Origin of the sequence: Streptomyces sp. DH12, from assembly GCF_020873895.1 — a bacterium.
Taxonomy (GTDB): Bacteria; Actinomycetota; Actinomycetes; order Streptomycetales; family Streptomycetaceae; genus Streptomyces.
This window is the reverse complement of record NZ_JAHWGT010000020.1, coordinates 142,836-154,166: the sequence shown is the minus strand read 5'-3', so window position 1 is coordinate 154,166 and position 11,331 is coordinate 142,836. Positions and strand designations below refer to the sequence as shown.

The following is an 11,331-nucleotide window of genomic DNA, read 5'->3' as shown; positions in this document are numbered from 1 at the left end:
GGGGCAGACGCTCCCCACCCCCCTGGGCAACCCGCTCCGCCGCCACACCCACGCCGGATGGCCCGTACCGCGGCCGGGCCCGGCCGGCGCGGTGCCGTCAGTCGCGCTGGTGGCGCAGCCGCGCGGAGACCCAGCGGGCCCGGCGGCGCAGGATGTGCGGGATGCCGAGACGGTCGTCCAGCTCCACGTCCCGGGGGCCGCCGGCCCTCTCGGGAGGCGGCGCGGTGGCCGAGCGGCGGTTGCGTGCGGCGTCAACATGGTCGTGCGTCCAGCCCATACCCCGACGTGTGCCCGGGCCCCATGGTCGGTAACCGCCTGGCGGACGGCCAATTGGCCTATGCGGCGGGCATTTGGCCGATCGTAGGACGACTGTTTCCGGGCACTCCCGTGGCTTCCGACGGGCGGACCGGCCCCCCGGCCCCCGGGCCTGCGGAGGTCAGCGGTCCGGTTCGGGGTCCTTCAGCCAGTTGACGAGTTCCGAGGAGAAGGCCAACGGGTCCTCCTCGTGCGGGAAATGGCCGAGACCGTCGAACAGCCGCCAGCGGTACGGGGCCTCGACGTACTCGCCCGACCCCGCCGCGCTGCGGGTGCGCATCACCGGGTCGGCGGAGCCGTGCAGGTGCAGCGTCGGCACCCGGACCGGGCGCTTCATGCGCCGGTTGAACTGCAGGCCGTCGGGGCGCGCCAGCGAGCGGACCATCCAGCGGTACGGCTCGATCGAGCAGTGCGCCGTCGACGGGATCGTCATCGCCCGCCGGTACACGTCGACCGCCTCGTCGTCCGGCAGCCGGGCGCCGGACCAGTCCCGGATCAGCTGCCCGACGAGCGCCGCGTCGTCCGCGACGAGCCGCCGCTCGGGCAGCCACGGCCGCTGGAAGCCCCACACGTACGAACCGGCGCGGGTCTGGGCGGGGTCGGCGAGCATCGCGGAGCGCCACCGCCGCGGGTGCGGCATCGACGAGACCACCAGGCGGCGTACCAGCTTGGGGCGCATCACCGCCGCTGTCCACGCCAGGTAGCCGCCCAGGTCGTGGCCGACCAGCGCCGCGTCGGGCTCGCCCAGGGACCGCACCACGCCCGTGATGTCGAGGGCGAGGTTCGCCGGATCGTAGCCGCGGGGCGTGCGGTCGCTGCCGCCGACGCCCCGCAGGTCCATGGCCACGGCCCGGAACCCGGCGTCGGCGAGCGCGGTCAGCTGGTGCCGCCACGTCCACCAGAACTGCGGGAAACCGTGCAGGAGCAGGACGAGCGGGCCGTCGCCCAGCTCCGCGATGTGGAAGCGAGCCCCGTTGGCGGCGACGTGACGGTGCGTCCAGGGGCCGTCGATCCGTACGGGACTGCCGGGGGTGCCGGGGGTGGCGCCGGCGGGGGTACCGCTGCTCTCGGGAACCGTCATGCGGACGAGCGTGCCACAGCCGCCGCCTTCTCCTGGACCGGCGGGAGGCCGGTCCGCGGGTGCGGCTTGACGTTCTGGAGCACGGCGGCGGTCCGCTTCACGGACGCGGCGGTCTTCTGCGGTCCCTTGCCGCGCTTGGCCTTCTTCGCGAACGTGGCGCCGACGAGCGCCAGCAGGCCGGCCACCACCACGTTCACGCCGAAGGACAGCAGGAAGCAGAGGGACAGGTGCCAGTCCGTCCAGGCGTGGAAGCCGTAGGCCAGCGCGAAGCTCAGCATCGGCAGCGAGAAGATCAGTACCAGCCCGGCCGCCGAGAAACCCAGGCCGCTGACGGCGCCCCGCTTGACGTCCTGCCGCAGCTGCGCCTTGGCCAGGGCGATCTCGTCGTGCACGAGCGCCGACATCTCGGCGGTCGCGGAGGCGACCAGCTGGCCGAGGCTGTGCTCTGCGCCGTTCCCGGCGATACCGGTCCTCCCGGCGGGGTCGCTCATCGTGTCGCTCCCTCTCTCCTGTACGGTCCGACCTCAGATCATGCCGGACGGTCGCCGTTCCCGCGCGCTGCCCCCGCTTCTTCGGCCCGGCGGCGGTGCTCGGCGGCCTTCCGCTCGTAGATGGCCGCGAGGCGCAGGTGGTGCTCCGGGTCGTCCACCTCGTACACGTCGGGAATGCCGTCGAGGTCCTCGTCGCGCTCCTCCTCCTCGACCAGGGCCCGGTAGCGGCGCACGCGGAGCTTCAGCAGGACGGTCGCGAGCACCGCGGCGATCAGGGAGCCGATGAGGACGGCGGCCTTCACCTCGTCGGTGAGCACGGCGTCGCCCTCGAACGCCAGCTCGCCGATGAGCAGCGACACGGTGAAGCCGATGCCGGCGAGGGCGGCGACGGCGAAGACATCGGCCCAGGCGAGGTCCTCGTTCAGCTCGGCGCGGGTGAAGCGGGCGGTCAGCCAGGTGCCGCCGAAGATACCGACCGTCTTGCCCACCACCAGGCCGAGGACGACGCCCAGCGTCTCGGGCCGGGTGAACACGTCGCCCAGGGCGCCGCCGGTGACCGCCACGCCGGCGGAGAACAGCGCGAACATCGGCACCGCGAAACCGGCCGACAGCGGACGCACCAGGTGCTCGATGTGCTCGCCGGGGGAGTGGTCCTCGCCCTCGCGGCGCGTGCAGCGCAGCATCAGGCCCATGGCGACGCCGGCGATGGTGGCGTGGACGCCGCTGTTGTACATGAGGGCCCAGATCACCAGGGCCAGCGGCACGTACACGTACCAGCCGCGGACGCCCGAGCGCAGCAGGAACCAGAAGAGGACGAGCCCGGCGACGGCGCCGCCCAGCGCCGCGAAGTCCAGGTCACTGGTGAAGAACACCGCGATGATCAGGATGGCGAAGAGGTCGTCGACGACGGCGAGGGTGAGGAGGAAGGCGCGCAGCGCGGACGGCAGCGAGGTGCCGATGACGGCCAGTACGGCGAGCGCGAAGGCGATGTCGGTGGCGGTGGGGACGGCCCAGCCGCCGAGCGAGCCGTCGCCCAGGACGTTGACCAGGACGTAGACGAGGGCCGGCGCGATCATGCCGCAGAGCGCGGCGACGACGGGGAGCGCCGCGGCCCGCGGGTCGCGCAGCTCGCCGGCGACGAGTTCGCGCTTGAGCTCGATGCCGGCGACGAAGAAGAAGATCGCCAGCAGTCCGTCGGCGGCCCAGTGCTGGAGGGAGAGGTCCAGCCCCAGCGAGCCGGGCCCTATGTGGAAGTCGCGGACGGCGTCGTAGCCGGCGCTGAGGGGGGAGTTCGCCCAGACGAGGGCGGCGATGGCGGCCACCAGGAGGAGGACGCCGCCGACGGTCTCGGCGCGCAGGGTGTCCGCGACGAACGTCCGCTCCGGGAGCGGCAGCCGGCCGAGGAACCGGCGGGTGGCGGCAGCGGTGGGGCTGCTGGTGTCGGTGGTGCCCTTGGGGTTGGGCTTCTCAGGCGCGGTCACGGTGCGGGGACCTCCGGGTGTAGGCGGACATGGCAAGCACGTGCCGACCAGACTTCCCGGCGCCCCATTCGATTCTTGTCGCATCTCTGATGCGACGGCCACCCTACAGGGAGGCTGCCAGGACTTATCCGATGATCCTCACTTTAAGCACAAAAAGGACACCCGGCGACGGTGTGCCGGGTGTCCTTCGGTGCCTTCGCTGCCCTCCGGTGTTCTCCCGGGGGACCCTCGCTCCCGTCCGGGTCAGTCCTCGCTCGGAGCGGCGGGCAGCTTCGCCTGGATCAGGTCCATGACGGACGAGTCGGTGAGCGTCGTGACGTCACCCAGTTGGCGGTTCTCCGCGACGTCACGCAGCAGCCGGCGCATGATCTTGCCGGAGCGGGTCTTGGGCAGCTCCGCCACCGGCAGGACGCGCTGGGGCTTGGCGATCGGGCCGAGCGTGGCGCCCACGTGGTTCCGCAGCTCCGCGACGAGGGCGTCGCCGCCCGTCTCCGCCTCGGCGGCCGCCGAGCCCCGCAGGATGACGAACGCGACGATGGCCTGCCCCGTCGTCTCGTCGGCCGCCCCGACGACGGCCGCCTCGGCGACCTTCGGGTGCGAGACGAGCGCCGACTCCACTTCGGTGGTGGAGATGTTGTGGCCGGACACCAGCATCACGTCGTCGACGCGGCCGAGCAGCCAGATGTCGCCGTCGTCGTCCTTCTTGGCGCCGTCCCCCGCGAAGTACCGTCCCTCGAAACGCGACCAGTACGTGTCGACGAACCGCTGGTCGTCGCCCCAGATGGTGCGCAGCATGGACGGCCACGGCTCGGTGAGGACCAGGTAGCCGCCACCGCCGTCCGGGACCTCGTTCGCCTCGTCGTCGACGACGGTCGCCGCGATGCCGGGCAGCGCGCGCTGCGCGGAGCCGGGCTTCGTCTCCGTCACGCCGGGGAGCGGGGAGATCATCATCGCGCCGGTCTCGGTCTGCCACCAGGTGTCGACGATCGGGCAGCGCCCGCCGCCGATGTGCTCCCGGTACCACATCCACGCCTCGGGGTTGATCGGCTCGCCGACCGAGCCCAGGATGCGCAGGCTGGACAGGTCGAACTTGGCGGGGATGTCGTCGCCCCACTTCATGAACGTGCGGATCGCGGTCGGCGCCGTGTAGAGGATCGTGACGCCGTACTTCTGCACGATCTCCCAGAAGCGCCCCTGGTGCGGGGTGTCCGGGGTGCCCTCGTACATGACCTGCGTCGCCCCGTTGGCGAGCGGGCCGTAGATGATGTAGGAGTGCCCGGTGACCCAGCCGATGTCGGCCGTGCACCAGTAGACGTCCGTCTCCGGCTTCAGGTCGAAGACCGCGTGGTGCGTGTAGGCCGCCTGGGTGAGGTAGCCGCCCGAGGTGTGCAGGATGCCCTTCGGCTTCCCCGTCGTGCCGGAGGTGTAGAGGATGAACAGCGGGTGCTCGGCCTCGAACGCCTCGGGGGTGTGCTCCGCGCTCTGCCGCGGGACGATCTCGTCCCACCAGACGTCACGCCCCTCCGTCCAGGCCACGTCCTGCCCGGTGCGGCGCACCACGAGGACGCGCTCGACGCCCTCGACCCGGCTCAGCGCCTCGTCGACGGCCGGCTTGAGCGCGGACGGCTTGCCACGCCGGTACCCGCCGTCGGCGGTGATGACCAGCTTGGCGTCCGCGTCCTGGATGCGGGCGGCGATGGCGTCCGCCGAGAACCCGCCGAACACCACGGAGTGCGCCGCCCCGATCCGGGCGCACGCCAGCATCGCGACGGCCGCCTCGGGGATCATCGGCATGTAGACGGCGACGCGGTCGCCCTTGCGGACGCCCAGCTCCGTCAGCGCGTGGGCGGCGCGGCTGACCTCGTCCTTGAGCTCCGCGTACGTGATCGCCCGGCTGTCCCCCGGCTCACCCTCGAAGTGCAGGGCGACACGGTCGCCGAGGCCCGCCTCCACATGGCGGTCGACGCAGTTGTACGCGACGTTGAGCGTGCCGTCGGCGAACCACTTGGCGAAGGGCGGGTTCGACCAGTCGAGCGTCTCGGTGGGCTCGGTGGCCCAGCTGAGCCGGCGCGCCTGCTCGGCCCAGAAGCCGAGCCGGTCGTCCGCCGCCCGCTCGTACGCCGCCGCCGTCACGTTGGCCTGCGCGGCCAGCTCGGCGGGCGGGGCGAACCTCCGCTCCTCCTTCAACAGGTTGGCCAGGCTCTCGTTGCTCACGACATCTCCCATTCCCAGGGCGTCCGATGTGTCCCGGCCCATAGCTCACCAGTCGGATGCCCGGGTGACAAGGGTTTCCCGGCGATTGGTTTAGACCTCTGCGTCGACGGGTGGGCAGGGGGCGGACGGACGGACTGTGCGGTCTTGTGACCCCTTCCCCGGAGGTCCCCGGACGCACCGGGAACGGGCACCGGGCGACGGGGCCACCCACCACCACGGCGCCGCACGCCGACCGGTTCACCGGCACAGGCGCCCGGGCCGGCGCACGGCGCCGTGCCACCGGTCGGATGCCCGCCCCTTCACCAGAGCCCGCTCCACCGCCGGGGTGCCCGCTCCACCGCCGAGGGCCCGCCCCATCGCCGGGCGTGCGGCCCCTGCGCCGGGCGCCGGCCACTCCGCCGGGCGCCGGCCGGCTCCTTCGCCGGAGCCGGCCCTCTCGCCGGGCGCCCCACCCCCCTTCCCCGGGAGCCCCGCGCTACGGTCGCGCTCTGACCTGTGTGCGCGTGGACCGCACGCCGCCGGGCGCTTCGCCGACCGGCCCGCTCCCGACCGGCTCCCTCCCATCGGGCCCTCTGCCGTCCGGCTCCCGCCGGTCGGCCTCCCGCCCCTCCGGCTCCCGCCCCTCCGGCTCCCGCCCGTCGGGCTGGCTCCCATCGAGCTCTCCGCCGTCGGGTGTCCTGCCGTCCAGGGGCGACACGGGGTGGAAGACGTCCTCCGCCCCCTCCCGCCTGAGCAGGTACGCCTGTGCTTCCCCGACGTGGAAGTACATGCCCTGGAGCTGCAACGACCCGTCGGCGAGACGCCGGGCCACCGCGTCGTGCCGCTTCAGGTGCTCCAGCTGCTGCACCACGTTCGTCAGGCACAGCTGCTCCACCGCGTCGGCCGGCGACCGCCCCGACAAGCGAGGCCGCGCCCGCCCCCCGCGCCGCCCCCGCTCCAGGCTCGGCTGCCCGTGGCGGAGCCACCGCCCCAGCGGCGTCTGTGGTACCCGGGTACCCGACGGGGTACTGGCCGTGGCGTCCGGGACACCGCTCAGCAGGGCCTGCATGGCGCCGCAGCCCGAGTGCCCGCACACGGTGACCGACCGCACCCGCAGCACGTCCACGGCGTACTCGATCGCGGCGGCGACCGAGTCGTCGCCGCTGCCCTTGCCGGGCAGCGGGACGAGGTTGCCGACGTTGCGCACGGTGAAGAGGTCGCCCGGGCCGCTCGCGGTGATCATGCTGGTCACCAGGCGCGAGTCCGCGCAGGTGAGGAAGAGCTGGGAGGGGCTCTGCCCCTCGCGGGCCAGTCGCGCGAGTTCGTCCCGTACGTGGGGCGCGGTGTCGCGCTGGAACGAGCTGAGTCCGCGCGCCAACTGGTGCCGCGTCGTCCGGCCGCGCTCCGCCGGGTGCCGGCCGCAGTGGTGGTTGCGCCAGGCGGTCCACGGTCGGCAGCACGTGTGCGTCCCCGCCGCCGGCTCCGCGATGCGTGCGCCCGAGCGGCCCGTCACCTCCACCTCCCCGCCGTGCGAGAGGTGCGACATCTGCCAGTCGTGGAGCGTCTCGTAGGCGGCGTGGTCCATGAACGACCCGTCCAGCTCGATGACGACCCGGGCATCACCCGGGATCTGGTGCAGCGTGCGGCTCAGCCGGGGCACCGCCAGGAAGGTCAGCTGCCCGCGTACCCGGACGTGCTCGGTACCGTCCCGCTGCTCGCGGGTGATCCGCGTCCTCGCCAGCCGGTGGAGGGCCACCCCGGTCGCCACGAGGATGCCGAGGGCGACGCCCTGGAGGATCCCGATGAGGACCACTCCGGTCACGGTCACCGCGTACACCAGGACCTCACGGTGCCGGGTGACGCTGCGGATGTGGGTGATGCTGACCATCTGGATGCCGACCACCATGACCAGCGCGGCCAGCGCCGGAAGGGGGATCAGGTCGAGGACCGGTACGAGCAGGAACGCGGCGAGCAGCACCCACACGCCGTGCATCACCGTGGAGTTGCGGCTGACGGCGCCCGCCGTCACGTTCGCCACACTCCGTACCGCCACGCCCGCCACGGGCAGACCGCCCAGGGCGCCGGAGACGATGTTGGCCGCGCCCTGTCCCGCCAGTTCGCGGTCGAGGTCCGAGCGGGGGACCCGGGCCGTGGGGTTCTTGCGGGCCGCGACCAGCTTGTCGATCGCCACGGCCGACAGCAGCGACTGCACGCTCGTCACCAGGGTGATCGTCAGCACGCCTGCCAGGACACCGAGGACGGGGCCCTCCGGGAGGCCCGGAAGGGCGTGGCTGCTCCACGACGGCAGGTCCACCCGGGGCACGCCGAGCCCGGCGACCAGGGCCAGCACGGTGGCCGCGGCGACCGAGGCCAGCGCGGCGGGCACCTTGCGGGCGATCCGGCCGCCCCGCCCGGGCAGTCGTGGCCACAGCAGCAGGATGACGATCGTGAGGGCGCTCACCGACAGGGCGGCGAGGTGCGGGTCGGCGAGCTGCCCCGGCAACCCGAGGACGTTGTCCACGGCTGAACTCTGCGGTGTGCCCCCGAGGACGATGTGCAGTTGGGCCAGGGCGATCGTCACGCCGATGCCGGCGAGCATCCCGTGCACGATGGCGGGGGAGACGGCGAGCGCCGACCGCGCCACGCGCAGGGTGGACAGGGCGAGTTGGGTGAGGCCCGCGAGGGCGGTGATGGCGCAGGTGGTCCGCCACCCGTAACGCTGGATCAGCTCGGCCGTCACCACGGTCAGTCCGGCGGCGGGCCCGCTCACCTGCAAGGGAGCGCCGCCGAAGAGCCCGACGACGATGCCGCCGACGGCTGCCGCCACCAGGCCCGCCTGCAGGGGCGCGCCCGTGGCCAGGGCGATGCCGAGCGAGAGCGGCAGCGCGATCAGGAAGACGGCGATCGAGGCGGACAGGTCGCAGCCCGCGACCCGGAACCGCGGCCGGCCCGGTGGGGGGCTGTGCTCCCGGGGGAAGCGTCGGGTCCCGTCGGCGGGGCCGGGGTCGTCCGTGCGCTGGGGCGTGCAAGAGCTCAAGATCCCGCCTCCTCAGAAGTGTGCGGTCGCTGGGTCACAGTGGGTGACGGCGGCTTCGCCCGGGCACCGGGGACGGTGGCGGTCCGACCGTCGGGAGTGCCGACAAGCGAGGGCCGAATCGAGAGAGTGCCAACTCTCAGTAAACGGATCGTAATGCAGGGTAAAGATTGAGGCATTACTTTCCGGGCAAATGGGGCAGGTAATCACCCGTAGAGGTGATTAGTCGTTCTATCGCGGCTCGTCGTGCCGCCCGCTTACCGACGGTGATGCGACCTTGACGGCGCTCGCACACAACCCGGAAGCACAGAAGGGTGGGCCGATGACGGCTGTCAGGAAGAGGATCACCGTCGGTGCCGTCGCGGCGGCGCTGGTCGCCGGGCTGGCGGGATGCGGGGGCTCCGGAGAACCCGCCCCCGGCTCCGGAGCCGGGGGGCCCGAGAAGGCCGGCGGCCCCCCGAAGAGCACCGTCCGGCTGATCGGCGACGGTTCCACGGCGTACACCGGCGCCCAGCCCGGGCTCGCCAAGCCGCAGCGGCTCCAGCCCGGCAGCCGGCCCCCGCAGTTCGTCGTGTTCTCCTGGGACGGCGCCGGCGAGGACAGCCAGAAGCTGTTCTCCCACTTCCGCCGCGTCGGCAAGGAGCACGGCGCGACGATGACCTACTTCCTCAGCGGGGTCTACCTGCTGCCGGAGCAGAAGTCGGCGCTCTACAACCCGCCGGGCCACGCCCCCGGCCGCTCGGACATCGGCTTCAACGACACCGAGGGCATCCGCGACACCGTCCGCGAGCTGCGCGCCGCCTGGCTGGAGGGCAACGAGGTCGGCACCCACTTCAACGGCCACTTCTGCGGCCCCGAGAGCGGCGTCGGCACCTGGTCCGTGGCGGACTGGAAGAGCGAGATCCAGCAGGCCAAGTCCTTCGTGAAGAACTGGCGCACCAACGCCGGACTGGCCGGCGAGAAGCCGCTGCCCTTCGACTACGACAAGGAACTCATCGGCGCCCGCACCCCCTGCCTCGAAGGCCGGGAGAACTTCAGGAAGGCGGCGAGCGAACTCGGCTGGCGCTACGACACCAGCGGCGTCAACGACCAGGTGTGGCCCGGGAAGACCGGGAAGCTGTGGGACCTGTCGCTGCAGCTCGTGCCCGTCCCCGGGCGGGACTTCGAGACGCTCTCCATGGACTACAACTTCATGGTCAACCAGTCCGGGACCAGCAAGGGCGACCCCTCCATGCACCGCTACTGGGGCAACCAGATGCGGGACGGGCTGATCCAGGCCTTCAACCGCTCGTACCAGGGCAACCGGGCGCCGCTGATCATCGGCAACCACTTCGAGTCCTGGAACGGCGGCACCTACATGCGCGCCATTGAAGAAACGATTGCTCACGTCTGCACGAAGCCCGAGGTGCGCTGTGTGTCGTTCCGTCAGCTCGCCGACTGGCTGGACGTCCAGGACCCGGCCGTGCTCGCCAAGCTGCGGACGCTCAAGGTCGGGCAGGCCCCGGCCGGAGGCTGGGCCCGCTTCCTGACCGCCCGCCCCGCGAGCGCGTCCCCGACACCGGCGCCCGCCCGCGCCGGATCCGTGGCCGGCGCGGCGGCCGGTTCCTCGTCGGCGTCCGGAACGCGTCGCGACGGCTAGGCCCGCCTCTCGGATCCCTGCCGGGTCGGGCCCCGAACGTCCCCATCGGGTCGGGCTTCAGACGGACTGGGGCAGCGCCACACGGCGGAACGCCGCCTCCGACAGGACGAAGTCCGGGTCGACCTGCGCCGCGAGGTCGGCTCCGGTCCTGGCGTTGCCCCAGCTCTCCGCGTTCCTGAGGTGGAAGTGCACCATCTGGCGGGTGTACCGGTCCCAGTCGCGGCGGGCGTACGTGGCGTCGGCGGCCTCCCGCAGGGCGCGCAGGGCGGCCCGGTTCTCCGGCTCCAACTCCCGGAAGGGCCCGGTCCGCCCCTTCTCCATGGCGCGCACCCAGTCGGAGTGCCCCACCGTCACCAGCAGGTCGTCACCGACCTCGTCGCGCAGGAAGTCGACGTCGTCCCTGCCCTGCACCTTGTTGCCGACGACCCGCAATGTGACCCCGAAGTCCCGGGCGTACTCCTTGTACTGGCGGTAGACGGAGACACCCCGGCGGGTCGGCTCGGCCACCAGGAACGTCATGTCGAAGCGGGTGAACAGGCCCGAGGCGAACGAGTCGGACCCCGCCGTCATGTCGACCACCACGTACTCGTCCGGCCCGTCGACGAGGTGGTTGAGGTACAGCTCCACCGCCCCGACCTTCGAGTGGTAGCAGGCCACCCCGAGGTCGGTCTCGGTGAACGCCCCCGTCACCATGAGCCGCACCTCGCCGCCGTCCAGCCGCAGTGGACGCGCGCACGTCGTGTGGACGGGATCGTCGTCGCGGAGGCGTAGCAGCCGGGAGCCCTCCCCGGGCGGAGTCGTTTTGATCATCGCGTCGACGGAGGTGATCCGCGGGTTGGCGCCGCGCAGGTACTGCTTGATCAGCGGCAGGTGCGCCCCCATCGAGGGGAGGGCGGCGGCAGCGTCCTCGTCGAGGCCGAGCGCGGCGCCCAAGTGCTGGTTGATGTCGGCGTCCACGGCCACCACGGGGGCCGCGGCGTTCGCCAGGTAGCGGATGAACAGGGAGGACAGCGTCGTCTTGCCACTGCCGCCCTTGCCAACGAAAGCGATCTTCATGTTCACCTAGGGTAGTGGGTCGATCGCATCACGTGGGTGAT

At 72.4% G+C, this 11,331-nt stretch carries 8 protein-coding genes; 1 reads left to right on the top strand and 7 read right to left on the bottom strand.

What is annotated here, in order from left to right; all coding sequences use genetic code 11:
• Window positions 1-97 precede the first annotated feature (97 nt).
• The 6 genes from LPA54_RS20185 to LPA54_RS20160 all read right to left on the bottom strand — a co-directional run bounded on the left by LPA54_RS20185 (window position 98) and on the right by LPA54_RS20160 (window position 8,598).
• Window positions 98-277, bottom strand: a complete 180-nt coding sequence (locus LPA54_RS20185; protein WP_228979773.1) for a hypothetical protein — start codon at window positions 275-277, stop codon at window positions 98-100.
• Between the two features lie 159 nt (window positions 278-436).
• Window positions 437-1,396: an alpha/beta fold hydrolase gene (locus tag LPA54_RS20180; protein ID WP_228979771.1), complete on the bottom strand. Its 960-nt coding sequence runs from the start codon at window positions 1,394-1,396 to the stop codon at window positions 437-439.
• Entirely contained in the window at window positions 1,393-1,887 is a 495-nt protein-coding gene (locus LPA54_RS20175; protein ID WP_228979769.1) for a phage holin family protein, read from the bottom strand. Before LPA54_RS20175 ends, LPA54_RS20180 begins: the two co-directional genes overlap by 4 nt.
• Window positions 1,888-1,925: 38 nt before the next feature.
• Complete coding sequence (nhaA, locus tag LPA54_RS20170; RefSeq protein WP_228979786.1) at window positions 1,926-3,281, bottom strand: Na+/H+ antiporter NhaA; 1,356 nt, start codon at window positions 3,279-3,281, stop codon at window positions 1,926-1,928.
• A gap of 330 nt (window positions 3,282-3,611) precedes the next feature.
• Window positions 3,612-5,624 carry an acetate--CoA ligase gene (gene acs / locus LPA54_RS20165; protein WP_228979767.1) on the bottom strand — a complete coding sequence of 671 codons (2,013 nt, stop codon included), beginning with the start codon at window positions 5,622-5,624 and terminating at the stop codon, window positions 3,612-3,614.
• Between the two features lie 433 nt (window positions 5,625-6,057).
• Window positions 6,058-8,598 (bottom strand): bifunctional SulP family inorganic anion transporter/carbonic anhydrase, encoded by a 2,541-nt coding sequence (locus tag LPA54_RS20160; protein ID WP_228979763.1) that lies wholly within the window; start codon window positions 8,596-8,598, stop codon window positions 6,058-6,060.
• 319 nt (window positions 8,599-8,917) lie between these two features.
• Between LPA54_RS20160 and LPA54_RS20155 the strand changes: the two genes are divergently transcribed.
• Entirely contained in the window at window positions 8,918-10,234 is a 1,317-nt protein-coding gene (locus LPA54_RS20155) for a hypothetical protein (RefSeq protein ID WP_228979762.1), read from the top strand.
• A 57-nt stretch (window positions 10,235-10,291) separates the two neighbouring features.
• On the opposite strand, the gene LPA54_RS20150 is transcribed toward LPA54_RS20155, so the two are convergent.
• Window positions 10,292-11,290 carry an ATP-binding protein gene (locus LPA54_RS20150; RefSeq protein WP_228979760.1) on the bottom strand — a complete coding sequence of 333 codons (999 nt, stop codon included), beginning with the start codon at window positions 11,288-11,290 and terminating at the stop codon, window positions 10,292-10,294.
• Window positions 11,291-11,331: the final 41 nt, after the last annotated feature.

Excerpts from the sequence above, each read along its gene's own strand:
- acs (WP_228979767.1), bottom strand. The coding sequence starts at position 5,624 with ATGGGCCGGGACACATCGGACGCCCTGGGAATGGGAGATGTCGTGAGC.
- LPA54_RS20180 (WP_228979771.1), bottom strand. The coding sequence starts at position 1,396 with ATGACGGTTCCCGAGAGCAGCGGTACCCCCGCCGGCGCCACCCCCGGC.
- LPA54_RS20185 (WP_228979773.1), bottom strand. The coding sequence starts at position 277 with ATGGGCTGGACGCACGACCATGTTGACGCCGCACGCAACCGCCGCTCG.
- LPA54_RS20155 (WP_228979762.1), top strand. The coding sequence starts at position 8,918 with ATGACGGCTGTCAGGAAGAGGATCACCGTCGGTGCCGTCGCGGCGGCG.
- LPA54_RS20175 (WP_228979769.1), bottom strand. The coding sequence starts at position 1,887 with ATGAGCGACCCCGCCGGGAGGACCGGTATCGCCGGGAACGGCGCAGAG.
- LPA54_RS20150 (WP_228979760.1), bottom strand. The coding sequence starts at position 11,290 with ATGAAGATCGCTTTCGTTGGCAAGGGCGGCAGTGGCAAGACGACGCTG.